Below are 23,631 nucleotides of genomic sequence, written 5' to 3'. Positions count from 1 at the left end.
CTTGAAAATTTACAAACTGACTACTATTTCATCTCTCGAAGGCGATGATTGCACATATGCGCATCACCTTCATACCTCCCTGTTGGACTTCGGCCGAGCTTATGCTCGGCCTTTTTTTTCACCATTTCAATACGTGAAACGACCTTTCCAACTCACACCTTCAAACGCTTTAGTTCACTTTTTGAATGCAATTGCGACTTTGACTGCTATTCTCAAAGGCAGACCCATTATTCCGAGGCTTTAGATGAAAAAGTTCATTTGGACGCTGGCATTGCTCGCCTGCTCCTCTTTCCTGGTAGCAGAACACGCTCAGGCGCAGACGATGCCGATGACCACCACCTCTTCCGAAACTGTTGAAGAGGTTGATATTGTACCCGAAGAAATGACCCCCGAGGCGATAAACGCCATGGTGGCGCGCATGTCCGACGATGAGGTGCGCAATCTGCTTCTCGACCGGCTCGACGCTGTCGCGCAGAAGGGCGAAGTCGTCGAAGACCCTGCAACATTTGTCGAAAAGATGGCTGGTCTTTGGGCTGCATTCGTCGCGCCAACGGTTACCGCGATCAAGGTGTTGCCAAACCTTATCCCGTCGCAAATGGACGCGTTCAGTAATTTTGCTAGTTTCTATGGCGGTGCGTCAGGTGTTCTGACGTTGTTTGGCCTAATGGCGCTGGCACTGGCGATTGCCTTTGGCGCCGAATTTGGCGTGCGGACATGGTTCATCAAAGTGCGCAACCCGGATGCCAGCGATTCTGGCAAGTCATTGCTCGACGCTGTACGCTTCTTGTTACGTCGTTTCCTGCGCGAGATATTTGGACTAGTTGTCTTTTATATCGTCCTTCGCTTGGTCGGGCGCGCGATTCTGTCGCCCGAGCAGATCATCTTTGCCTCGCCGTTTGTTGGTTACCTGATTTGGATGCCGCGCCTTGCTGCTGCCTTTTCGCGGTTTATGATGGCGCCGAACAGGTCAGACTTGCGCTTGGTTAACGTCGACGATCACTGGGCCAAATTCATACACCGCTGCATCGTCTGCGTTGTATTTCTTGGCGGCCTGATGATCTTTGTTGTCCAGTTTAATGGCGCCAACGGTGTGCCCCCCGGCAAATCGCTGATCGGGTACTGGATCAATATGCTTGTCTACCTGAACATCGCCTATATGTGTTGGTACGCTCGCGACGGGCTGTCTGACATGATGCGAGGCACTGACCCTGACAACACTCGCTTTGACGAAATGGTTGCGCGCAGCTACCCGTATTTTGGCATCGCCGTAGTGGTTGCCACATGGGTAGTCGTATCAATCTTGGCAGGCATGGGGATATTCAAACAGATCCTGCAGGGCGCGCATTACACCACGATGTTTCTGCTGCTCTTTACCCCTGCAATCGACACCGCCATTCGCGGTCTTGTTCGTCACCTTGTCCCGCCCATGCTGGGCGAAGGTGAAGTTGCTGAACAAGCCTATGTTGCCACCAAACGCAGCTATGTCCGCATTGGTCGTGTGATCGCTGTTGGCATCGTTCTGGCGCTGATCGCACGCGCTTGGGACTTTAACTCGTTTGACCTGCTGCAAGATCGCGCCGGCGTCGCTGACAATCTGTTCAGTTTCCTGATGACGGTTATTGTAGGCTATATCGCTTACGAAGGTGTCTCGCTCTGGATCAACCGTCGCCTCGCGGCAGAAATGACCGCACTCGGGATGAGCCAGGAAGACGCCGACAATGAAATGGGCGGAGGTGGCGGCTCACGCCTGTCAACCGTACTGCCTCTGGCTCTTGTCTCGGCCCAGACCACGATAATCGTGATCTTCGGTCTGCTTGCCGTCGGCAATCTTGGCATCGACATCACACCGCTTCTGGCTGGTGCTGGTATCGCCGGTCTGGCCATCGGTTTTGGTGCTCAGAAACTTGTCACCGACGTGGTTTCGGGCATCTTCTTCCTTGTGGATGACGCATTCCGCACCGGTGAATATGTCGAGATCGACGGTACTATGGGCGCGGTCGAGAAAATCTCGATCCGGTCCATGCAGTTGCGCCACCATCGGGGGCCGGTGCACACCATCCCCTACGGCGAAATTCCCAAACTCACGAACTATTCCCGTGACTGGGTCATTATGAAGCTTAAATTCACCGTGCCGTTTGATACCGATCCAAACAAGGTCAAAAAGATCTTCAAAAAGATCGGCCAGGAAATGCTTCAGGACGAGCTATTCAAAGACGATTTCCTGCAACCGTTTAAGTCTCAGGGTGTCTTTGACATAGATGATGTCGGCATGGTGATCCGTGGTAAATTCATGGCCAAACCTGGCAAACAGTTTATGATCCGCAAAGAAATCTACAACAAGGTCAAATCCGCGTTTAAAGAAAACGGTATCGACTTTGCTCGCCGCGAAGTTCGCGTGGCTTTGCCGGACATGGAGCATCACGAAGAGATGACCGAAGCTGAAAAGACGGCTCTGTCAGCCGCCGCAGCTGCCGCCGCCCAACAGCAGGATGAGCAAGGTCCAGCCAGTGCCCCCAAAGGCCCCGATTAACTCGACCATTTGATCAAGAAAAAGGGCGCGGCACTAAATTTGCCGCGCCCTTTTTTGTCTCGGGGCACCTCCCCCTTTCGCATCAACGTTACATGGCTTAAGAGACCTCCAAACCAGAATTTGGGGAATCGACTGTCATGCAGGAACCGGCCATCACTACAGATCTCATCGCGGCCCACGGCCTAAACCCGGATGAGTACAACATGATCCTCGAGATCATCGGCCGCGAACCCACCTTTACCGAGCTTGGTATTTTCTCGGCGATGTGGAACGAGCATTGCTCTTACAAATCTTCCAAAAAGTGGCTCCGCACCCTGCCCACCGATGGCCCGCAGGTGATCTGTGGACCCGGTGAAAATGCTGGAATTGTCGACATCGGTGATGGCGACGCCGTGGTTTTCAAGATGGAAAGCCACAACCACCCGTCTTATATTGAACCCTACCAGGGCGCGGCCACCGGTGTTGGCGGCATCCTGCGCGATGTCTTTACCATGGGTGCCCGCCCCATCGCCGCGATGAACTCACTCTCCTTTGGTGAAACCTCTCACCCCAAAACCCGCCAGCTCGTGAACGGCGTGGTCGAAGGTATCGGCGGATACGGCAATTGCTTCGGCGTCCCAACCGTAGGTGGAGAAGTGCGCTTTCACCCTGCCTATAATGGCAACTGCCTCGTGAATGCCTTTGCCGCGGGTCTGGCAAAGACCGATAGTATTTTCTACTCCGCCGCTTCAGGCGTCGGTATGCCGGTTGTTTACCTTGGTGCCAAAACCGGCCGCGATGGCGTCGGCGGCGCCACCATGGCCAGCGCAGAGTTCGACGACACGATCGAAGAAAAACGCCCTACGGTTCAGGTTGGCGACCCCTTCACCGAAAAACGACTGATGGAAGCCACACTTGAGTTGATGCAAACCGGCGCCGTGATCTCGATCCAGGATATGGGCGCGGCAGGTCTGACCTGTTCCGCCGTTGAAATGGGTGACAAGGGTGGTTTGGGCATCAAGCTTAACCTCAACGATGTGCCCCAACGCGAAGAGCACATGACCGCCTACGAAATGATGCTCTCAGAGTCCCAGGAACGTATGCTGATGGTCCTCAAGCCGGAAAAAGAGACCGAGGCGCGCGCGGTGTTCGAAAAATGGGATCTGGACTTTGCCATCGTGGGCGAAACCATCCCCGAAGATCGCTTCCTGATTGTCCACGACGACAAGATCATGGCCGACCTGCCACTGTCCAAACTGGCTTCCACCGCGCCGGAGTACGACCGTCCCTGGATCGAAACGCCCCCGGCGGACGAACTGGCTGACGTTCCACAGATCGACGGGATCGACGGCTTGCGCGCCCTGCTCTCCTCACCTAATTATGCGGGCAAACAATGGGTCTATGAACAATATGACACCATGGTCATGGCGGACAGCGCCCGCCTGCCCGGCTCTGGCGCTGGCATCCTGCGCGTGCACGGCACAGACAAAAAGCTGGCCTTCACCTCGGACGTTACTCCGCGTTATGTCAAAGCCAACCCAACCGAAGGCGGCAAACAGGCCGTGGCCGAAGCGTTCCGTAATCTGTCAGCCGTAGGTGCTAAGCCGCTCGCCACCACCGACAACCTGAACTTCGGCAACCCTGAAAAGCCCGAGATCATGGGCCAGTTCGTCGGTGCGATCAAAGGCATTGGCGAAGCCGTCGCCGCTCTCGATATGCCCATCGTTTCGGGCAACGTGTCGCTTTATAATGAAACTGACGGTACCGGCATCCTGCCAACCCCCACCATCGGCGCCGTTGGCCTGATTGCCGCAGACGAAGAACCAATCAACGGTATCGCCCGTGACGGCCATGTTGCGCTGCTGGTTGGTGACACCGCTGGCCATCTCGGCCAATCGGCACTGCTTGCCGAGGTCTTCAACCGCGAAGATGGCGATGCGCCAACCGTTGATCTGGACGCCGAGCGCCGCAACGGCGAATTCATCCGCAACAACCGCGACATGATCAAAGCCTGCACCGACCTCGCCGATGGCGGCCTTGCCTTGGCCGCCTTTGAAATGGCCGAAGAAGCGGGCGTTGGCGTACAACTCGACGCAGACGACACCCCCACCCTCTTTGGCGAAGATCAGGCGCGCTACCTCGTAGCCTGCAATTTCGATCAGGCAGAGGCGCTGATGATCGCCGCCGGCCAAACTGGGGTTTCAATTACCACAGTTGGCAAGTTCACCGGCGACCACGTTTGGTTCGGCAATTCCGGCGCGCCTCTGGCGGACCTTGCGGATACGTTCCGCAGCAGCTTCGCCGAGGCTGTCGCCTAATTCGCGCGACCATCTGTTTGTCACAAATGGCTCCGCTTCCTAAGGCGGGGCCATTTTTCGTTTCTGTAAAGTGGTGCGAAGACGCCGCGCTACCTTGCGCCCGCCCGTGCGCGGGCCTAAATTCATCCCAAGAACCAACAAGGGATTACCTCTATGCCAATGCTCGCTTCAGATATCGAAGCCCTGATCCGCGAAACCTTTCCGGATGCGCAAATCACAGTTGTCGGGGACGACGGCGTACATTTTTCGGCCGAAGTCATCGATGAGAGCTTTCGTGGCAAGAACCGCGTTCAACAACAACGTGCGGTGATGGCTGCTCTGAAAGGCAAAATGGATGGCCCCAATGGTGAAATCCACGCCCTCGGCTTAACGACCAAGGCCCCGGAATAACCCTGAACCGGTGCGTTTGAAAACCTCCACCGCACCTCGGAGCAAAATCGAAATGTCCCTCTGGAAACGCCTCACATATCCATTTCGACCGGGCCCCTACCGGCCACTGTCCACGCGACAGCCAAAAATGGAACAGCGACAAGTGCCCTTGGGGATGGAAGCGACAGATCTGGACGCGGTGGAATCGACAATCCGCCAAAACCAATCGTTGGAACGCTCAAGCAATATTTTCAGCCGAAACCGGGGCAGCTTTACCGAGGCCGCCAGCCGCACAATACAACAGTTCAAAGACGACGAAACCTATGCCGCGGAATACCACCGCGCTTACGGCAAAAAGGATTGACCCAATGACCGAGACAACCAACCCCGCCCACGCCCAGATCGACGAAACCGTAAAAGCCAACGATGTCGTGCTTTTCATGAAAGGCACCAAGGACATGCCCCAATGTGGCTTTTCCAGCCGTGTCGCGGGCGTTCTGAACTATATGGGCGTCGAATTCACCGATGTGAATGTTTTGGCTGATGACGGTGTTCGTCAGGGTATCAAGGATTATTCCGACTGGCCAACGATCCCACAGCTCTACATCAAGGGTGAATTTGTGGGCGGCTGCGACATCATCACCGAAATGACCCTCTCTGGCGAGTTGGACACAATGTTCAACGACAACGGCGTTGGCTTTGACAAAGAAGCCGCAGATCGCATTCGCGAAGCCAACGGATAATCCGTTTCCGCGGCAATAACTCAAAGCCCTGACATCTGTCGGGGCTTTTTGGTTTCTACCAGAAGGTCCACATCGCTTATGTTGCCGCAAGAACTGTCTTCTGCTAGCACTTTTCTTGTCTTGGCACGTGCGCCAACAGTGGAGATTTTATGTTTACGATTGCGGGCAACCGCTAGGTCCTGATCCTTTGGATCAACCACACACCCAATCGCCTGCGCCATCGCGCAAGGCGCCTGTTTTCATGCCCACACATAACTGCCGCAAACAACCTTTGATTTACGTCGAACAGACGCCAAAACCGGCTGTACTGACGTCTCGCGGCAGTGGGCACGTTGTGAAAGTCAAAAGACCAATGAACATACGAACCACTCGAGCTCAAGATATAGCCCCCTTGCAACGCGTTCTTGACGCCACGCAGCTGTTTCCGTCGGACATGCTGCCCGACATGGTGCACGCATTCCTGACAGAAAACACGCCCGCTGACCTATGGCTGACTTGCCTCAATGGCGAAAAGGTTGTTGGTTTTTGTTATGCCGCGCCTGAAACCTTTACCGAAGGCACGTGGAACATGCTGGCCATTGCTGTGTCTCCGGACCAGCAAGGAAAAGGTTTCGGTCGCGCGCTCACCCGCGCTTTAGAGGTGTCTCTTAAAGACCGCGGTCACCGCGTTTTGATCGTCGATACCTCTGGCTCCAATGACTTTGCCAAAACCCGCGCGTTCTACGCTCAAAACCACTATATCGAAGAGGCCCGCATCCGCGATTTCTGGGGGCCGGGTGATGACAAAATCATCTTCTGGAAATCCCTAAAATAAAATAAAAACCGCTGACCTCTATGTCGAGATCAGCGGTCCAAAACGCAATGCAACTACTGACGTTGGCACCTGCTTCAGCCAGCCGCCTTTTCTTCAACCTCTGCTGCCAATGCCTCGGCGCGGGCTGCCAGCTCGGCCAGTGTCTCACTCACTTCGGACGGAATGGTTGGCACTTCGATCTTCTGCGGCTCCGGCGCGGGCGCATTGCGCAGGCTTTCCAGCTCTGCTTCTTGCGCTGCCAACTTGCCTTCCAGCTCTTGCAACTTATCTTCCACGCCTGCCGTCTTATCGGCCAGCATCAAGCCAGCCATCAACAACATGCGTGTCTCTGGAATGCGCCCCGTCTGCGCCGCTAACACGCGCGCCTCATCGTCCAGCATCCGCGCCGCAGACTGTAGAAAATGCTGCTCGCCTTCCTGACAAGCAACTTCAAAAACACGTCCGCCGATTTCGATTTCCACTTCTGGCATCACGCGTCTCCCATTTCAGCAGTCTCTTTGGCGGGTTCCGCACTAGCACCAACCAACATTGGGCGCAGCTCGGCCAGTATGGCGTCTGTTTCCGCCAGATCCGTGGCACGTAGGGCCTCAAGTGCTTCCAGCTCTGATTGCAACGACGCATTGATCAGGTTTGGATCGGTCACACCTTTTTGGGCGGCTTCCCGCAAACGCTGGTTGTTTTCCCGAATATTGCGCACCATGCGGCGCATCCGACGCAACCGCATCGCCATTTCGTTCACCGCTTCACGGCTCGCTGCAATATCCTCGTCAGACGCGGCAGGTGCCAACGCCGCTGCAACTTCGCCCGCCTCAGCCAGCTTTGTCTCAACGTCTGTCAGCTTCTTTTCGGCCTCGGCCTTGGCGGTCTCCGCCGCTGCTTTCGCCGCTTTCACCGCATCCAGCTGCGCTTCGATCTCTTCTTTTTCGGCACGAACGGCATCAGCCGCCTCATTGGTCGCGGCCAGTTCCTTTTCCAAAGCATCCTGGTTTTGGACCAACGCCTTCACACGCTCTTCGAGCTGCGCACCTGCCATTTTCTCATCTTCCAGAGCGCGCTCAAGGCGCTCTGCATCGCCGCCGCCGTCGCCTGACGGTGCGCTCGACAATGCTTCGACTCCGCGACCGATCCGGTCCATGGCGGCGCTGATCCTGTTCTCAAGATCGCTTATGTCACTCATTTGCCTCGTTCCTCGTTCTTTTCCCGAGACCAACACGGTTTCGCTACACGCCTTTGTGCGTCGAAACGAATCGGCCTCAGCCAGGCTTTGTCCGATATTAACTAATGAAAGCGCAAATTGCGCCCCCATATACATCAATCACTTGCCTCAATGACAGCGCTACCGCTTGCACTTTATACCCATGCTGTTATTGAGCACGCGACCCGATTTTCCAACCAGAGGATTGCCCCAGTGGACATCGCCGCGCTCCGTGAAAACAACCCAGAACACTGGATGAAAGCCACCGCCATTCGCGCCCTGACCCTTGATGCGGTCGCCGCAGCCAATTCCGGACACTCCGGCATGCCCATGGGCATGGCCGATGTGGCAACGGTGCTGTTTGAAAAGCACCTGAAATTTGATGTGTCCAACCCACAATGGCCCGACCGAGACCGTTTTATTCTGTCGGCCGGCCACGGCTCCATGCTGATCTATTCGCTGCTCTATCTGATGGGCGACAAACAGGTTACGTTGGACCAGGTCAAGAACTTCCGCCAGATGGGCGCGCTCACTGCGGGCCACCCGGAAAACTTCCTGATCGACGCCGTCGAAACCACCACTGGCCCGCTCGGTCAGGGTATCGCCAATTCGGTTGGTTTCGCCATGGCCGAAGAAATCCAGCGCGCACAATATGGCCGCAAGCTGGTCGATCACAACACCTATGTCATCGCCGGTGACGGCTGCCTGATGGAAGGCATCTCCCAAGAGGCCATCGGCCTTGCTGGTCGCCATTCCCTCGGTAATTTGATCGTATTCTGGGACAACAACAATATCACCATTGACGGTACGGTTGAGCTTTCGGACCGCACCAATCAGGTGCAGCGCTTCAAGGCATCCGGCTGGCACGTTCAGGAAATCGACGGGCACGACCCTGAGGCGATCGACGCCGCCATTGTGGCCGCGAAGAAAACCAAGAAACCGTCGATGATCGCGTGCAAAACCCACATCGCCATCGGCCATGCTGCTCAGGACACGTCAAAGGGCCACGGCGCACTGACCGACGCGGATCAACTGGCCGCCGCCAAAGCAGCCTATGGCTGGCCCGGCGCTGCGTTTGAAGTTCCTGCCGACATCAAAGCCCAATGGGAAGCCATCGGCACACGTGGCGCTGCCGAGCGTGAAGCATGGGAGGCCCGCTTTGCAGAAGCCTCCAAGCAGAAACAGGACCGTTTCAACCGCGCCTATGCGCTGGATGCGCCAAACAAACTTTCGGCCACCATTAAGGCGCTGAAAAAGCAGATCTCCGAGCAGCAACCCAAGGTTGCAACCCGGAAATCCTCGGAAATGGCGCTTGCGGCAATCAACCCGATCATGCCCGAAACCGTTGGCGGTTCTGCGGACCTGACCGGGTCCAACAACACCAAAACCAGCGATCTGGGTGTGTTTGACACCGACAACCGCAAAGGCCGCTATATCTATTGGGGCATCCGCGAACACGGAATGGCCTCTGCGATGAACGGCATGGCACTGCACGGAGGCATCCGTCCTTATGGCGGCACTTTCTTCTGCTTCACCGACTACGCGCGCCCTGCGATGCGTCTGGCGGCTCTGTCAAAAATCCCCACCGTCTTCGTGATGACCCACGATAGCATCGGTGTAGGCGAAGACGGCCCGACCCACCAGCCGGTCGAGCATCTCGCCATTTGTCGCGCTACGCCAAACACCTATGTGTTCCGCCCCGCCGACACTGTAGAAACCGCCGAAAGCTGGGAACTGGCGCTGTCCAGCAAAGAGACACCTTCGGTGCTCGCGCTGACCCGTCAAAACCTGCCCACCGTGCGGACTGAGCATAAACTGGCCAACCTCACTTCCAAAGGCGCATATGTACTGGCCGAGGCCGAGGGCAAGCGACAGGTCATCCTGATTGCCACCGGCTCCGAAGTGTCCACAGCACTTGACGCCAAAGCCCTGCTTGAGGCCGAAGGTATTGGCACCCGCGTGGTTTCTATGCCTTGTATGGAGTTGTTTGCCGAACAGGACGAGGCCTACCGTCGCAAGGTTCTGCCAGCCGGTGCCGCCGTCCGCGTCGGTATCGAAGCTGCCGTGCGTCAGGGCTGGGATCAGTGGTTGCTGGGTGAACGCGCCAAGCCCGGCAAATCAGACTTTGTCGGCATGGACCGTTTCGGTGCCTCAGCCCCAGCCGGCGAACTGTTCGAAAAATTTGGCATCACCGCAGCCAACGTCGCGGACAAGGTCAAAGCACTGCTCTGACTCGCCACAATGAATCTTCATTTAGGCGCTCCTTTCGGGGCGCCTTTTCATTTCCAATGCCTAAGACATCGCGTTGATATCACCTTGGCCAAAAATCGGCTGAAACCCACCATAGATCATCCGTTTGCCGTCGTAGGGCATTTCCCCCATCGCCTCGCCAATACTCGGGTCCGTCATCATCTGACCCCACGCTTTGTCGCGCACCGCCTTGTCCGGCCAAACCACCCAAGAAAACACGACTGTTTCGTCCTCCTTGGCTTTTACGGCCATCGGAAATGACGTGACCTCCCCCTCTGGCAAATCCTCGCCCCAACATTCCCATTGCGCAATTGCGCCCAGCTCTTGAAATACAGGCCAGGTCGTGCGGCAATGTTCCTCAAATGCGTCGCGTTTATCATTGGCGACGGCTGCGATAAATCCATCAATATATGGCATTTTCAAACTCCCGGATGACATGAAACAAGGCACATTCGTACCTGATCATACCACCCAGCCCGCTCGAAAGCACATGCCGGACCCACTGTACCGGTATTAATGGGCTTTTTCACCCTTGCCGAAAACTCCCAGGATAGGCGCGATCACCTTGGTCGCCACCGGGATCAGCGCCAGCCCCAACGCCACACCAAACACGCCATCCATGGCCGCCTTGGCGGTCCACTCGACAAATCCGGCCCATGCCTCAGGCACCATATGCCCTACCGCATAGGCCCAATCGTGGATGTGATGGCCCAGCCAGCCGAAGCCCAGCTCTTCCATGCCATGAATAACAATCGAGCCCCCCACCCACAGCATCGCTGCGGTGCCAACAATGGTCAAAAACTTCATGAAATACGGCATCCCACGAACCAGCCCACGCCCTATGGCGCGCGTCAGCGCAAAATCACCCCCCGCATACATCGTAAGACCGACATCATCCATCTTCACAATTAACGCCACCGAACCATAGACCGCCACGGTGATCCCGATCCCGGCCACCGCCAGCGTTGACGCCTCCATCCAGAAATTGCTCTCTGGAATGCCAGACAGGATGATCGTCATGATTTCAGCTGACAGAATAAAATCAGTCTTAATCGCCCCGGCCGCCTTTTTCTCTTCCAAATGCGCCGGATCGCCCGCCACATCTTCTTCAGACGTATGGCCATCACCATGTGGCATCAGAACGTGGTAAATCTTTTCCGCACCCTCAAAACACAGGTACGCCCCGCCTAGCATCAACAATGGCGAAATCAACCAGGGCGCAAAATTTGCCAGTAACAACGCCGCAGGCAACAGGATCAATAGCTTATTCTTGATCGACCCTTTGGCAATCTTCCAGATGATCGGCAATTCGCGTTTGGCTTCAAACCCTTGCACATACTTCGGCGTCACGGCCGCGTCGTCAATCACGGCACCCGCCGCCTTGGCGCTCGCCTTGGCTGCACCTGCCGCTACATCGTCAATCGAAGCCGCAGCTACCTTGGCAATACCCGCCACATCATCTAGCAGCGCAAGCAAACCACTCATATCATTCCGCCCTTAAATCACTTATCGCCACCCTGCCGCGTTGCACCGCTTAGCACAAGTCACACTGAAGCCCTCACCCAAAGGCTCCAAACCGATATCATCTTCTCAATGTTCTGAAATACCCACTGCGCAACAGCGCCAAATCCACAGGTCTCAGCGTTTGCCCAACCGCTCCAACAGCGCTTCATTCACCGCAGGCGGCACGAACTTGGCCACATCCCCGTCTAAACGTGCAATCTCTTTAACCAGTTTTGACGCAATCGCCTGATGCTGCAAGTCAGCCATCAAAAACACAGTTTCAACGCTGTCATCCAGCGCGCGATTCATGCCAACCATCTGATATTCATACTCAAAATCTGTAACCGCGCGCAATCCGCGCACAATGATCCGTGCGCCTACATCATGGGCACAATCGATCAACAGATTTTCAAATGGATGCGGAACAATCTCGGTTCCAGTTTCTTCGGACAGAGTTGCACACTCGGCCTCGATCATCGCAACCCGCTCTTCCAGCGAAAACAACGGCCCCTTGTCGCGATTGATGGCAACGCCTATTACCAACCGATCCACCAGAACAGACGCCCTGCGAATAATGTCGATATGGCCCAAAGTGATCGGGTCGAATGTGCCCGGATAAAGCCCAGTCTTCATGGCGCAGCTCCGTATTTAAGTCTGGCACACGCAACATTATTGCGCGCCGGATTGCAAGAGGGCATATTCACCTAAAGTAGCTCGCCCCCTACTCTGACACCTATAGTGTCAGTGCCCCATTATCATGCCTTCCAACGCGTTTTTCTCCATCGCCAGCTCACTCAGGCGCGCCTTGACTGTGTCTCCTAGCGATACCAGCCCGACCAGTTTGCCATCATCCAGCACCGGCATGTGACGGAACCGACCTTGAGTCATTTTTTCCAATACGGTCACCGCGTCATCATTTGGCGCACATGTCACCACATTCGATGTCATATAGGCGTCCACACTGTCAGACATGCAGCCAACACCCTTATGCGCCAGTTCACGCACAATATCGCGCTCCGAAAGTATGCCGTCCGGATACTCGCCGGTCTCAGATACAATCACGGTCCCAATACCCTTGTCGGCCAAAATCTTGGCCGCTTCCGAGACCAAAGTCCCTGGTTTCACCGTCAATACGCCGTCTGATCCCTTGGATTTCAGAATTTGGTGAACAAGCATTTGGGGGCCTCCCGTAAATTTATTCCGTAAAATCAAGCGTTGCCGCACGAATCGTTCTTGTCAAGCTTGCTCCTCCAGCAACGCGACCTCCTGACGCATTCCCTCGCACAGGGCCTCGGCAAATCGGTTCATGCGTTCTAATCGGCGGTCATCCGCATGACGGATAAGATAAAAACTCCGCGTCAGCGACACGTCCTCCGGCAAAACCTTGTGGATCGCACGCGCCGAGGGAATCGCAAAATCATGCACGATCCCAATCCCTGCGCCCCGACGCACCCAATTGAATTGAACCGAAGCTGAATTTGACGCCAATCGCACCCGCTCCACACCAACCTCGTTCAGATAATCCAGTTCCTTGTCGAAAATCATGTCCGGAATATAACCGACAACCATATGATCCTTGAGGTCAGACAGCTTTTCGATCGGTGGATTCTTCTTCAGATACCATCGCACAGCCGCCAAGTGCAGTTTGTAATCACAGATCTTTTGCACGGTAAGCCGCCCTGCTGTCGGCGCACTGACTGCAACCACCAGATCCGCTTCGCGCCTTGACAGGTTTACAACTCGCGGCAGCGCCACAATCTGGATATCCAGATCGGGGTTATCCTGCGCAATTCGCCAACACACCTGTGGCAATAGATAATTCGCCACGCCATCCGGTGCGCCAATGCGGATTTGCCCTGACAAACCGGTCGTCTGCCCGACCATCTCCTCAGCCGCTTCTTGCAATGATTGCTCAACGCGCACCGCATGGCTCATCAGCCTTTGTCCCGCATCCGTCAGCGCATATCCCGTAGGCGATTTCACAAACAGCGGTGTTTCATAGGCCGCCTCCAGCCGCGCGACACGCCGCCCAACCGTTGCAGGATCAACATTCAATCGCCGCCCTGCAGCAGAAAGACTTTCCTCTCGCGCGACGGCAACAAACACCCTCAGATCATCCCATTGCAAACTCATGCCGTACCCCTTTTGCATTTTTGCAAGACCATTTTGAAAACATGGCTGTTTTCAGGCGTTTTTTGCAAGCCTATTCTGTCATCAGATTTTCCAGGAGGATTCCATGACCGATCTCACCCATTTTCTCGGCGGCCAAATGGTTGCCGGCACGTCGGGCCGCTTTGACGATGTCTTCAACCCGGCTACGGGCGAAGTTCAGTATAAATGCCCAATGGCCAGCGTTGCGGAAACAAACGCCGCCATCGAACAGGCCGCTGCAGCACAGGTCGCTTGGGGCGCAACCAACCCGCAAAAACGCGCCCGCGTCATGATGGCAATGGTTGGCTTGATGAACCGTGACATGGACAAACTGGCCGAGGCGCTCAGCCGCGAGCACGGTAAAACCATCCCCGATGCCAAGGGCGATCTGCAACGTGGTCTCGAAGTGATCGAATACTGCATCGGCGCGCCACAGATGCTCAAAGGTGAATTCACCGACAGCGCAGGCCCCGGTATCGACATGTATTCCATGCGTCAGCCGCTGGGCGTCGTCGGCTCGATCATGCCCTTCAACTTCCCTGCCATGATGCCACTCTGGCATGTTGGCCCGGCACTGGCCTGCGGCAACGCAGTTGTCCTGAAACCATCCGAACGTGACCCCTCCGTGCCCCTGATGCTGGCTGAACTCTTTGTCGAGGCGGGCCTGCCTGCTGGCGTGTTCCAGGTCGTTAATGGCGACAAGGAAGCCGTCGACACTATCCTTGACAGCGACATAATTCAGGGCGTCAGCTTTGTTGGCTCCACCCCAATCGCGCAGTACATTTACGCGCGCGCCACTGCCAACGGCAAACGCGCACAGTGTTTTGGCGGCGCGAAGAACCACATGATCGTCATGCCGGATGCTGATATGGATCAGGCCGCCGACGCACTCGTCGGAGCCAGCTTTGGTGCCGCTGGCGAACGTTGCATGGCTATTTCTGTCGCTGTGCCCGTCGGTGAAGATACCGCAGACCGCCTGATCGAAGCTCTCGTGCCCCGCATGGAAAAGCTCAAAGTCGGCCCTTACACTGCTGGTGACGATGTCGACATGGGCCCCGTTGTAACCGGCGCCGCCAAACAGCGCATCCTTGGCCTGATCAACTCAGGCGTCGAACAAGGCGCGGAACTGGTTGTCGACAACCGCAACTTCTCGCTGCAAGGCTACGAAGACGGCTTCTTTGTCGGCCCTCACCTGTTTGATAAGGTGACGCCGGACATGGATATCTACAAACAAGAGATCTTTGGCCCTGTCCTCTCCACAGTGCGCGCTGGCTCTTACGAAGAAGCCATCGGCCTCGCCATGGACCACGAATATGGCAACGGAACCGCGATCTTCACACGTGACGGTGACACCGCACGCGACTTTGCCAACCGCATCAACATCGGCATGGTCGGCATCAACGTGCCAATCCCGGTGCCTTTGGCGTACCACACATTTGGCGGTTGGAAAAAATCCATGTTTGGCGACCTGAACCAGCACGGACCAGACTCGTTCAAATTCTACACCCGCACCAAAACTGTCACATCGCGTTGGCCTTCTGGCATCAAAGAGGGTGGCGAATTCAACTTCAAGGCAATGGACTGATTGAGGTCAGACCAATTTGACCGTGCAATCCCTCCGAGAAACCAATTCTTGGGGGGATAATTTTTTGCCCATTGCCCCAACTAAAGAAATTTTCAATGAGCAGCCAAGAGATCGGCACCTCATACTTTTAGGTTATGGATTGTTCAACAAATCTGAATATGTTTGAAATGACATGAGCGGATCAACCGCTCCATAATCGCATGTGAGGATGAACGAAACATATGGCAGTCAGTTTTCGTGTATTTCCCAGTCACAGCCTAGTGCTTGTGAGATGCCGCGGAGCTGTTGATCTTGACCAGTCTCTGGCGGCGTTTCATCAATACATGCAACATACCGATTTTCGCCACGGCCAATCACAAATCGTCGACCTGCGCGATGTTGTCAGCTACGAACGCGATTTCACCCGCATCATGGAGTTTCAGGCGCTGCGCACAGAAGCCTTCATGGGCGCGAGCGCTCCAATCCACCTGATTTACATCGCCCCAAACGAAGCGACCCATGCCATGGCCATGACAGCGCTTCGCTCTTGGAAAGATATCGACGGCATTATTGCGCTTATTCTGGGATCGATCGAAGAGGCCTGCGATGTGCTCGCCATAGATGCAACCGTCCTTGTAGCCTCAGACGCCGACGCGGCCTAGGGTGTCACAGATCCTCTTGTAAAGGCGCGGATTTACTGCTCAAATTCCCCTAAACCCAATCACAAGGGGGAAAACATGCCGCTAGAGCAACCCGATTTCACCATCGGTATCGAAGAAGAATACCTTCTCGTAGATCGTGACAGCTTTGATCTCGCGCCGGCCCCCACGGCGCTCATGCAGGCCTGTTCTGAACGACTTCAAGGACAATTCGCCCCCGAATACCTCGAATGCCAGGTTGAAATCGGCTCACAAGTTTGCACCACCGTGGGCCAGGCCCGCGATGACCTGCGCAACCTGCGATCCGTTGTGGCAGAAGAGGCCGCACGCCATAACCTCGCCCCCATCGCTGCCTCTTGTCATCCGTTCTCAGACTGGCGCAAACAGCACCACACTAAAAAGGAACGCTACAACACCCTGCGCGATGATCTGGGCGGCGTTGTGCGGCGTATGGTGATCTGTGGCCAGCATGTGCATGTCGGCATTCCAGACCCTGACATGCGCATCGATTTGATGAACCAGCTCGCCTATTTCCTGCCTCATCTGCTTGCGCTCAGCTGCTCTTCCCCCTTCTGGGTGGGTGATGATACCGGCCTTAGCTGTTATCGCCTCACCGTCTTTGACAATCTGCCCCGCACGGGCCTACCACCGCGCATGGACAGTTGGTCCACATATGAACGCTCGGTTGAAGCAATGACTCGCGTCGGCGTGATCGAAGACTCCTCCAAGATCTGGTGGGACCTGCGCCCCTCTTCGCGCTTTCCCACCATCGAATCACGTATCTGCGACGTCTCTCCCCGCCTTGAAACCACCCTGACCATCGCCGCTCTCACCCAGGCTCTGTGCCGGATGTTCTGGCGCCTCGCCACCCGGAACCAACGCTGGCGCATCTATGACCGCTTCCTGATCGAAGAAAACCGCTGGCGCGCCCAGCGATATGGCATCTCCAAAGGCCTCATCGATTGGGGCCGACGCGAAATCGTACCCTTTGACGAATTGATGCATGAATTGGTCGACCTGCTGCAAGAAGACGGCGCCGCACTCGAAAGCATGACCGAAATCGAAAACGTGCGCTCGATCCTCAATACCGGCAACAGCGCCGACCGCCAGCGCGCCGTCTACAATAACGCAATCACGTCCGGCCAATCCCCAAACAACGCTCTGCGCGCTGTGGTCCAACACCTTACCGAAGAATTCCACGCAGATTTGTAACGGCAACGCTCCTGCTTTCCTTTCGCCAAAAAATATTTGGGGGAAATCGCAAGCACACTTGCGATCGGGGCAACGCCCCCTGACCCACCGGCATTTCTGCAAACCGTTTTGCAAAATTACCCACTGACATACTCCTGCAAGGATTGTATTATTAAACAAGCGTTCATTTATGCCCGTTGGAGGAGCCGATGGACTTTGCACTCAGCGAAGAACAAACCCTGATCTTTGACATGGCACGCGCGTTCGGAGAGGAGCACATCGCCCCCTTTGCCCAGGATTGGGAAACTGCGGGTACCATCCCCAAGGCCCTGTGGCCCCAGATCGCAGAACTCGGCCTTGGCGGCATTTATGTGTCCGAGGATTACGGCGGCTCCGGCCTGTCGCGCCTCGACGCAACACTTGTGTTCGAGGCCCTCGCCATGTCCTGCCCCGCCGTCGGTTCGTTCCTTTCGATCCACAATATGTGCGGTGGTATGATCGACAAGTTCGGCTCAGACGAGACCAAGGCAAAGTGGCTGCCTGACCTCTGCACCATGTCAAAGGTCTTCTCCTACTGCCTCACCGAACCGGGCTCCGGCTCCGACGCCGCCGCCCTTAAAACCCGCGCCGCCCGCACCAACGAAGGCTATACACTGAACGGCACCAAGGCATTCATCTCCGGTGGATCCTACTCCGACGCCTATGTCACCATGGTGCGCACCGGCGAAGACGGCCCCAAGGGCATCTCTACCGTTGTGGTCGAAGACGGCACAGACGGGCTTTCCTTTGGCGCGCTGGAAAAGAAAATGGGCTGGCTCGCCCAACCCACTGCTCAGGTCCAATTCGACGATTGCAAAATCTCCGCCGACAACCTGATCGGCGAAGAGGGGCGCGGCTTTTCCTACGCCATGGCAGGCCTTGACGGCGGTCGCCTCAACATCGCCGCGTCTGCCTTGGGCGGTGCGCAAAAGGCACTCGACCTGACGATGCAATACATGTCCGAACGCAAGGCCTTTGGCAAACCCATCAACCAGTTCCAGGCCCTGCAATTCAAACTCGCGGAGTTCGAAACCAAGCTGGAATCCTCCCGCACCTTCTTACGTCAAGCTGCGTGGAAACTCGACAACGGCACGCATGACGCGTCCAAGTTCTGCGCCATGGCCAAGCTCATGGTCACCGATGCCTCCTTTGAGGTCGCCAATGGCTGTTTGCAGCTGCACGGCGGCTACGGCTACCTTGCCGATTATGGCATCGAAAAAATCGTCCGCGACCTGCGCGTGCACCAGATCCTTGAAGGCACCAACGAAATTATGCGGCTGATCATCTCGCGCCAGATGATCTCAGACGTGGCTTGAGGCTCTGCCCGGTGAATTTCCGGGCGGACACTCCAACGAATGTAGCAACATGACCGATATCCACATCCGCACCCAAGGCCAAACAGGCCGCATCACTTTCACGCGCCCCAAGGCACTCAATGCCATGTCTTACGACATGTGCACCGCCATCGAAGACGCGCTGGATGGGTGGGCCGAGGACGACACGATCAAACTGCTGATTATCGACGCCGAAGGCGACAAAGCGTTCTGCGCAGGTGGCGACATCGCTGAACTCTATGAGACAGGCACGTCAAGCAACTACGCTTATGGCCAGACCTTCTGGGCCGACGAATACCGCATGAATGCCAAGATGTTCGCCTTTCCCAAACCTGTGGCCAGCTTTATGCAGGGTTTCACCATGGGCGGCGGGGTTGGTGTTGGGTGTCACGGCTCACACCGCATCGTCGGCGACACATCCCAAATCGCTATGCCCGAGTGCGGTATCGGCCTTGTGCCTGACGTTGGCGGCTCGCTGATCCTCTCACGGGCCCCCGGTCGATTGGGCGAATATCTCGGGCTCACCGCTGCACGGCTTTCGGCAGGTGATGCGATCCACGCCGGGTTTGCCGATTACTACATCCCAGAGGCCGATTGGCCCGCTCTGATCACCAAGCTAGAAGAGACCGCCGACTGGTCACTGATCGACGCAGCGGCTCGTCATATCGACCCCGGACCTATCGCCAGACAGAGCGCGGAGATAGACGCCCATTTCGGTGGCGAAACCCTGCGCGACATCCTGAACGCCCTCGCGGCCGCCGAGACCAGCTTTGCCAGCGACACGATCAAGAAAATGTCGCGCAACTCCCCACTCGCCATGGGCTGCGCACTGGAAATCATCCACCGCGTCCGCGCCCGCGCCGACATGCACTTTGCTCTGGATCAGGAATATCGCTTCACCTACCGCGCCATGGAACATGGCGACTTCCTCGAAGGCGTCCGTGCCCAGATCATCGACAAAGACCGCAACCCTCAATGGAAACACGACATGCACGCCCTCTCGCAAATGGACGTGACCAACATGCTCATGCCTCTGGGCGCGTCCAAACTGACATTCGAAAAGGGAGAGTAACGCCATGAAAATCGGATTTATCGGATTGGGCAATATGGGTGGCCCGATGGCCGCCAACCTGGCCAAGGCAGGTCACGACGTCACAGGTTTCGACATGGCCGATGTGTCAATCGACGGCGTCACCATGGCCCAAAGCGGCGGTGCCGCCGCGACGAACGCCGATGTGGTCATTACCATGCTCCCCAATGGCGCCATCCTGCGCGCAGTGGCCGAAGAAATCATCCCCGCCATGTCCGCAGGCGCCGCCCTTGTCGATTGTTCCACTGTCGATGTCGACAGCGCCCGTGCGGTGGCTGCTCTATCGGCCGAGGCCGGCCTCCACGCTGTAGACGCGCCAGTGTCTGGCGGTATCGGAGGCGCCGCCGCCGGAACACTGACATTCATGGCAGGTGGCAGTCCCGACGCCTTTGCCAAGGCCGCACCACTTTTTGACATCATGGGCCAAAAGGCCGTGCATTGCGGCGATGCAGGCGCGGGCCAGGCCGCAAAAATCTGCAACAACATGATCCTCGGTGTCACAATGATCGCCACCTGCGAGGCCTTTGCCCTGGCCGACAAACTGGGCCTCGACCGCCAGAAAATGTTTGACGTTGTCTCCACGTCTTCGGGCTACAGCTGGACCATGAACGCCTACTGCCCCGCCCCCGGTGTCGGCCCGCAATCCCCCGCCGACAACGATTATCAACCCGGTTTTGCTTCCGAACTCATGCTCAAAGACCTGCGCCTGTCACAACAAGCCGCCGAAAGCGCAGATGCAGACACCCCGATGGGCCAACAGGCGACCGCACTTTATGAACAGTTCGTGGAAACTGAAAATGGCCATGGATCTGACTTCTCCGCCATGTTGCCAAGGTTTGAGAAACGGGGGCGTAACTGACACCCGGCTAACGTGAAAGCGTGAAATGTGATACACTCTTGACACGATATTGTATCAGGAGACATTTTTCATGATCATTTTACGCAACTCCAGCGCAGGATTTTTAGACCCAAAAGGCAGCATTGTCCTGCAAGTACAACGCAACTTACGAGACGTAGGCCACAGCCCCGGTCTCATCGATGGCGACTTTGGCAAAGGCACGGAAACCGCCGTGCGAAGCTATCAAACCGCTGTCAACTTACCAGTGACTGGGGCGGTCGACCTGTCCACATGGTCGCGCCTCACAGGTAATCCAGCACCGCCAACGATGTTCGAACGCGCCCTTGCCGTCACTGCCAACTTCGAAGGACACGGCTACAGCTTGGTCGCCGGGAATTACGACGGCGCACTGATCACATGGGGGATCATTGGCTTCACCATGGGGGGGGGGCGTCTTCAAACACTGTTGGCGCGTATTCAGCAACACGACATTTCCGCCATAGACGACGCATTTGGCTCGCTCGCTCCTGCGTTCAAGGACATTCTGACCAGCTCCAAGGCAAAACAACGCACATGGGCCAATTCGATTTCCATTGGCGCTGACAAACGCAAGGTCAAACCAGAATGGGCGGAAGCCTTTGATCGTCTGGGTAAAAACCCGCTCGCTCAAAAGGCGCAAAATAACCTCGCGCGCGAATTTTACTGGACGAAAGCTCAATCTATCGTCCACGAGTTTAATCTTAACGGCGAACTTGGCGCCTGCCTGGCCTTTGATATTGCTGTCCAGAATGGCAGTGTGGATGCCAAAGACAGAAAGGAGTTGAAAAAGCTTCTCGACAAAACCGGCCCGATCACTGGCGAGGCGTTCCGCAAGGTGTTGGCCGAGGCAATGGCGCTGGGGTCTAAGTCACAATATCAGGCAGACGTTCGATCACGCAAAATGACCATCGCTATCGGTTCAGGCAAAGTGCATGGCGCGAATTACAAACTTGAGGATTGGGGGGTCGCGGATCGCATCGTTGCCGCTGAATCTGTCAATGCGGTTGCGGCACCTTCCCCTGGTTGGAATACTTCCGCCGACACCATGGCCCTATCGACCCCGGTCATCGCTACAACCGGTGATGACGAGGCCGATTTTAATGCCTTCATCAAATCACTGGGGCTAAAAAACTTCAAACCTTACGAGTTTCTGATCAAGGGCGAGAAAAACAACAACCCGCATAGTCCGGCCTTTCAAAAAAACACAAACCCACCGCGGGAACTCTGGCCAAACATCGCACCAACAGCGCGCGTGCTCGATATCTTGCGCGGTCGCGTTGACGCCCCCATCCGAACCCTCAGCGTCTATCGCAGCCCCGCATACAACGTGGCAATTGGTGGCGCTTCGCAAAGCCTTCACACGCAATTTCGCGCCATAGATTTCATCGCTCAGGGAAACTCCACACCGCTCGACTGGGCCGCGGCACTGCGCAGTATGCGGTCCGAAGGATTATTCCTTGGCGGGATTGGCACCTATCCGACCTTTGTTCATGTCGATACACGCGGCTTCAACGTCGACTTCTAAGCCAGTGCCGATGCAATCCGCCTGGACGTCAATTGCAGGTCAAGCGACACGCGCTTGCCTCCCAAGGCAAATGCGCGACAGCACTTAGTAAGATTGGTTAAAGATCCCCCCACCCTCGGCGGGAAAAGGAAATGTTAACTTCGTTTCAATCTCTTAACTCATCGCCTTCAGCAGTGCTTTGGTCGCTTCATCCGCCGGAAACATCAATTCGATCCGAAGTTCAGACAAAGCGATGTCTCCGGTCGATCCAAATTGACTGATCGTCGAAAAAAACGACAACCGTGTATCTCCCAAGCAGTACACTGCCGGAATAAATGCCGGTTTTGCATTATTCGCCGACTCCTGCAGGCTTTTTACCATAACGGTCATCCGGTGCGCCGCATCATCCAGAACCGCATCACCACCGTAATGCACGCTCTCAACTCGCAATCGCTCCACCATATGCCGCAAGATTTCATCCAGGTTTTCTAATGCCGCGCGTGCGGCTGTGTTTGATATCAGCATTTCAAGCAAACTGTCGCCCTGTCCGACACCAACCGCACCAAACAGCTGCTCCGCGGGCGCATTCATCGAAACCAGCCGCCAATGACGATCCAGCGCCATACCCGGATAAGGCGCGTGACTGCGCAACATCCAATCCACCGCGTCGCGAACCGGTTGCATGTCGTCCTGCGACATGTCTCGCTCCTCATAGGCTGGGCTCAGCCCAGCCGAAGTCAGAAGGTGATTGCGAGCCGAAAACGGCACCGTCAACTCATCACACAAACGCAATATCATGCCACGGCTGGGGCGCGACCGCCCGGTTTCCAGAAATGAAATGTGTCGCGACGAGACACCCGCCGTAACCGCCAGATCCAGTTGGCTCATACGTCGTGTCCGTCGCCAATCCTTTAACGCTGTTCCGAATGCATTGGTCATAATGCCTCCTTTGCCCAAAACAGATCATACCTGATCCGCGCCACAACACACTTACCTCTCAGGTAATTGTTTTTCGCCCCAAGCCTCTGCCACCTTAAGCACAGTTGAATATTTAAAGGCGCATCTCATGACACATGATCGTTCAGTCACTTATCTCAAACGGGCCTCCGCCATCAGCATTGGCTTTGGCCTTCTGATGTTTCTGTCCATTCTTCTCGGTCTTGAACCTGCCTTTGCGTGGTTCCTTGACCTCGCACACTTGCCGCTTGATGGCACCCAAGGGTTCGCCAGCGATTCCGAGCTTCTGCTCGGCGCGATTTGCGGTGGCTTATTAGCGGGGTTTGGGGTGGTGATGTGGCGGATCACAATCGACGTTTATGCCAAACACCCAGCACTCGGCGCGCGCATTATTAAAGCCGGTATTGTGACTTGGTTTCTAATCGACAGCACCGGATCAGTGCTGGCGGGCGCTTGGTTCAACGTTGTTCTCAACAGCGGGTTTCTCGCACTTTTCATGCTGCCGCTCTTCCTCAGCAACATGGCCACGTCCGCTCGTCCAGCCTAAAACTAACGCCCCGGACA

23 protein-coding genes are annotated in these 23,631 nt (G+C 56.0%); 15 read left to right on the top strand and 8 right to left on the bottom strand.

The features are described 5' to 3' along the window. The first annotated feature begins 244 nt into the window (after positions 1-244). The 6 genes from CLV88_RS07945 to CLV88_RS07915 all read left to right on the top strand — a co-directional run bounded on the left by CLV88_RS07945 (position 245) and on the right by CLV88_RS07915 (position 6,753). A complete protein-coding gene (locus tag CLV88_RS07945; RefSeq protein ID WP_165798836.1) occupies positions 245-2,530 on the top strand; it encodes a mechanosensitive ion channel family protein in 2,286 nt (761 codons plus the stop codon). Between the two features lie 137 nt (positions 2,531-2,667). Further along, on the top strand, positions 2,668-4,827 hold the full coding sequence (gene purL / locus CLV88_RS07940) for a phosphoribosylformylglycinamidine synthase subunit PurL (protein WP_106607839.1): 2,160 nt from the start codon (positions 2,668-2,670) through the stop codon (positions 4,825-4,827). 153 nt (positions 4,828-4,980) lie between these two features. Beyond that, positions 4,981-5,217, top strand: coding sequence for a BolA/IbaG family iron-sulfur metabolism protein (locus tag CLV88_RS07935; RefSeq protein WP_106607838.1), 237 nt, complete (start codon positions 4,981-4,983; stop codon positions 5,215-5,217). Between the two features lie 127 nt (positions 5,218-5,344). Next, positions 5,345-5,560, top strand: a complete 216-nt coding sequence (locus CLV88_RS07930; protein ID WP_243403602.1) for a hypothetical protein — start codon at positions 5,345-5,347, stop codon at positions 5,558-5,560. Positions 5,561-5,564: 4 nt separating this feature from the next. Continuing rightward, the gene (gene grxD / locus CLV88_RS07925; protein WP_106607836.1) at positions 5,565-5,939 is read left to right on the top strand and encodes a Grx4 family monothiol glutaredoxin; all 375 of its coding nucleotides are present in this window, start codon (positions 5,565-5,567) and stop codon (positions 5,937-5,939) included. Between the two features lie 391 nt (positions 5,940-6,330). Continuing rightward, a complete protein-coding gene (locus CLV88_RS07915) occupies positions 6,331-6,753 on the top strand; it encodes a GNAT family N-acetyltransferase (protein ID WP_243403601.1) in 423 nt (140 codons plus the stop codon). A 74-nt stretch (positions 6,754-6,827) separates the two neighbouring features. Here the strand turns inward: CLV88_RS07915 and CLV88_RS07910 are convergent, their stop codons facing one another. Beyond that, on the bottom strand, positions 6,828-7,223 hold the full coding sequence (locus tag CLV88_RS07910) for a cell division protein ZapA (protein WP_106607833.1): 396 nt from the start codon (positions 7,221-7,223) through the stop codon (positions 6,828-6,830). Further along, positions 7,223-7,930: a hypothetical protein gene (locus tag CLV88_RS07905; protein ID WP_133169927.1), complete on the bottom strand. Its 708-nt coding sequence runs from the start codon at positions 7,928-7,930 to the stop codon at positions 7,223-7,225. The genes CLV88_RS07910 and CLV88_RS07905 overlap by 1 nt, the downstream gene beginning before the upstream one ends. Before the next feature lie 231 nt (positions 7,931-8,161). Between CLV88_RS07905 and tkt the strand changes: the two genes are divergently transcribed. After that, entirely contained in the window at positions 8,162-10,180 is a 2,019-nt protein-coding gene (gene tkt, locus CLV88_RS07900; RefSeq protein ID WP_106607957.1) for a transketolase, read from the top strand. 60 nt (positions 10,181-10,240) lie between these two features. On the opposite strand, the gene CLV88_RS07895 is transcribed toward tkt, so the two are convergent. The 5 genes from CLV88_RS07895 to CLV88_RS07875 form a co-directional block, all read right to left on the bottom strand. Next, positions 10,241-10,615 (bottom strand): DUF1428 domain-containing protein, encoded by a 375-nt coding sequence (locus CLV88_RS07895; RefSeq protein WP_106607831.1) that lies wholly within the window; start codon positions 10,613-10,615, stop codon positions 10,241-10,243. 96 nt (positions 10,616-10,711) lie between these two features. Then, entirely contained in the window at positions 10,712-11,683 is a 972-nt protein-coding gene (locus tag CLV88_RS07890) for a DUF808 domain-containing protein (protein ID WP_106607830.1), read from the bottom strand. A 153-nt stretch (positions 11,684-11,836) separates the two neighbouring features. After that, a complete protein-coding gene (coaD, locus tag CLV88_RS07885) occupies positions 11,837-12,334 on the bottom strand; it encodes a pantetheine-phosphate adenylyltransferase (protein ID WP_106607829.1) in 498 nt (165 codons plus the stop codon). Between the two features lie 108 nt (positions 12,335-12,442). Next, positions 12,443-12,877 carry a CBS domain-containing protein gene (locus CLV88_RS07880; RefSeq protein ID WP_106607828.1) on the bottom strand — a complete coding sequence of 145 codons (435 nt, stop codon included), beginning with the start codon at positions 12,875-12,877 and terminating at the stop codon, positions 12,443-12,445. Positions 12,878-12,937: 60 nt separating this feature from the next. After that, complete coding sequence (locus tag CLV88_RS07875) at positions 12,938-13,834, bottom strand: LysR family transcriptional regulator (protein ID WP_106607956.1); 897 nt, start codon at positions 13,832-13,834, stop codon at positions 12,938-12,940. A 103-nt stretch (positions 13,835-13,937) separates the two neighbouring features. Here CLV88_RS07875 and CLV88_RS07870 point away from each other — a divergent pair, with 103 nt between their 5' ends. The 7 genes from CLV88_RS07870 (at position 13,938) to CLV88_RS07840 (ending at position 22,131) form a co-directional block, all read left to right on the top strand. Next, positions 13,938-15,437, top strand: coding sequence for a CoA-acylating methylmalonate-semialdehyde dehydrogenase (locus CLV88_RS07870; protein ID WP_106607827.1), 1,500 nt, complete (start codon positions 13,938-13,940; stop codon positions 15,435-15,437). Between the two features lie 323 nt (positions 15,438-15,760). Beyond that, complete coding sequence (locus tag CLV88_RS07865) at positions 15,761-16,078, top strand: hypothetical protein (RefSeq protein ID WP_133169926.1); 318 nt, start codon at positions 15,761-15,763, stop codon at positions 16,076-16,078. A gap of 75 nt (positions 16,079-16,153) precedes the next feature. Continuing rightward, a complete protein-coding gene (locus tag CLV88_RS07860; protein WP_106607825.1) occupies positions 16,154-17,287 on the top strand; it encodes a carboxylate-amine ligase in 1,134 nt (377 codons plus the stop codon). Between the two features lie 188 nt (positions 17,288-17,475). Next, complete coding sequence (locus CLV88_RS07855; protein ID WP_106607824.1) at positions 17,476-18,621, top strand: acyl-CoA dehydrogenase family protein; 1,146 nt, start codon at positions 17,476-17,478, stop codon at positions 18,619-18,621. Positions 18,622-18,670: 49 nt separating this feature from the next. Continuing rightward, positions 18,671-19,711 carry an enoyl-CoA hydratase/isomerase family protein gene (locus tag CLV88_RS07850; RefSeq protein WP_106607823.1) on the top strand — a complete coding sequence of 347 codons (1,041 nt, stop codon included), beginning with the start codon at positions 18,671-18,673 and terminating at the stop codon, positions 19,709-19,711. A gap of 4 nt (positions 19,712-19,715) precedes the next feature. Beyond that, positions 19,716-20,588, top strand: a complete 873-nt coding sequence (gene mmsB, locus CLV88_RS07845) for a 3-hydroxyisobutyrate dehydrogenase (RefSeq protein WP_106607822.1) — start codon at positions 19,716-19,718, stop codon at positions 20,586-20,588. A gap of 70 nt (positions 20,589-20,658) precedes the next feature. Beyond that, the gene (locus tag CLV88_RS07840; RefSeq protein WP_106607821.1) at positions 20,659-22,131 is read left to right on the top strand and encodes a peptidoglycan-binding protein; all 1,473 of its coding nucleotides are present in this window, start codon (positions 20,659-20,661) and stop codon (positions 22,129-22,131) included. 153 nt (positions 22,132-22,284) lie between these two features. Here the strand turns inward: CLV88_RS07840 and CLV88_RS07835 are convergent, their stop codons facing one another. Continuing rightward, the gene (locus CLV88_RS07835; protein ID WP_106607820.1) at positions 22,285-23,049 is read right to left on the bottom strand and encodes a helix-turn-helix domain-containing protein; all 765 of its coding nucleotides are present in this window, start codon (positions 23,047-23,049) and stop codon (positions 22,285-22,287) included. A 127-nt stretch (positions 23,050-23,176) separates the two neighbouring features. On the opposite strand from CLV88_RS07835, the gene CLV88_RS07830 reads away from it, so the two are divergent. After that, entirely contained in the window at positions 23,177-23,614 is a 438-nt protein-coding gene (locus CLV88_RS07830; RefSeq protein ID WP_106607819.1) for an excinuclease ABC subunit A, read from the top strand. Positions 23,615-23,631: the final 17 nt, after the last annotated feature.

Source organism: Shimia abyssi (assembly GCF_003014475.1).
Taxonomy (GTDB): Bacteria; Pseudomonadota; Alphaproteobacteria; order Rhodobacterales; family Rhodobacteraceae; genus Shimia; species Shimia abyssi.
The sequence above is the reverse complement of the archived record's forward strand: the minus strand, read 5'-3'. Positions and strand labels throughout refer to the sequence as shown.

Excerpts from the sequence above, each read along its gene's own strand:
- CLV88_RS07945 (WP_165798836.1), top strand. The coding sequence starts at position 245 with ATGAAAAAGTTCATTTGGACGCTGGCATTGCTCGCCTGCTCCTCTTTC.
- purL (WP_106607839.1), top strand. The coding sequence starts at position 2,668 with ATGCAGGAACCGGCCATCACTACAGATCTCATCGCGGCCCACGGCCTA.
- CLV88_RS07935 (WP_106607838.1), top strand. The coding sequence starts at position 4,981 with ATGCCAATGCTCGCTTCAGATATCGAAGCCCTGATCCGCGAAACCTTT.
- CLV88_RS07930 (WP_243403602.1), top strand. The coding sequence starts at position 5,345 with ATGGAACAGCGACAAGTGCCCTTGGGGATGGAAGCGACAGATCTGGAC.
- grxD (WP_106607836.1), top strand. The coding sequence starts at position 5,565 with ATGACCGAGACAACCAACCCCGCCCACGCCCAGATCGACGAAACCGTA.
- CLV88_RS07910 (WP_106607833.1), bottom strand. The coding sequence starts at position 7,223 with ATGCCAGAAGTGGAAATCGAAATCGGCGGACGTGTTTTTGAAGTTGCT.
- CLV88_RS07905 (WP_133169927.1), bottom strand. The coding sequence starts at position 7,930 with ATGAGTGACATAAGCGATCTTGAGAACAGGATCAGCGCCGCCATGGAC.
- CLV88_RS07895 (WP_106607831.1), bottom strand. The coding sequence starts at position 10,615 with ATGCCATATATTGATGGATTTATCGCAGCCGTCGCCAATGATAAACGC.
- CLV88_RS07890 (WP_106607830.1), bottom strand. The coding sequence starts at position 11,683 with ATGAGTGGTTTGCTTGCGCTGCTAGATGATGTGGCGGGTATTGCCAAG.
- coaD (WP_106607829.1), bottom strand. The coding sequence starts at position 12,334 with ATGAAGACTGGGCTTTATCCGGGCACATTCGACCCGATCACTTTGGGC.
- CLV88_RS07880 (WP_106607828.1), bottom strand. The coding sequence starts at position 12,877 with ATGCTTGTTCACCAAATTCTGAAATCCAAGGGATCAGACGGCGTATTG.
- CLV88_RS07875 (WP_106607956.1), bottom strand. The coding sequence starts at position 13,834 with ATGAGTTTGCAATGGGATGATCTGAGGGTGTTTGTTGCCGTCGCGCGA.
- CLV88_RS07870 (WP_106607827.1), top strand. The coding sequence starts at position 13,938 with ATGACCGATCTCACCCATTTTCTCGGCGGCCAAATGGTTGCCGGCACG.
- CLV88_RS07865 (WP_133169926.1), top strand. The coding sequence starts at position 15,761 with ATGCAACATACCGATTTTCGCCACGGCCAATCACAAATCGTCGACCTG.
- CLV88_RS07860 (WP_106607825.1), top strand. The coding sequence starts at position 16,154 with ATGCCGCTAGAGCAACCCGATTTCACCATCGGTATCGAAGAAGAATAC.
- CLV88_RS07855 (WP_106607824.1), top strand. The coding sequence starts at position 17,476 with ATGGACTTTGCACTCAGCGAAGAACAAACCCTGATCTTTGACATGGCA.
- CLV88_RS07850 (WP_106607823.1), top strand. The coding sequence starts at position 18,671 with ATGACCGATATCCACATCCGCACCCAAGGCCAAACAGGCCGCATCACT.
- mmsB (WP_106607822.1), top strand. The coding sequence starts at position 19,716 with ATGAAAATCGGATTTATCGGATTGGGCAATATGGGTGGCCCGATGGCC.
- CLV88_RS07840 (WP_106607821.1), top strand. The coding sequence starts at position 20,659 with ATGATCATTTTACGCAACTCCAGCGCAGGATTTTTAGACCCAAAAGGC.
- CLV88_RS07835 (WP_106607820.1), bottom strand. The coding sequence starts at position 23,049 with ATGACCAATGCATTCGGAACAGCGTTAAAGGATTGGCGACGGACACGA.
- CLV88_RS07830 (WP_106607819.1), top strand. The coding sequence starts at position 23,177 with ATGACACATGATCGTTCAGTCACTTATCTCAAACGGGCCTCCGCCATC.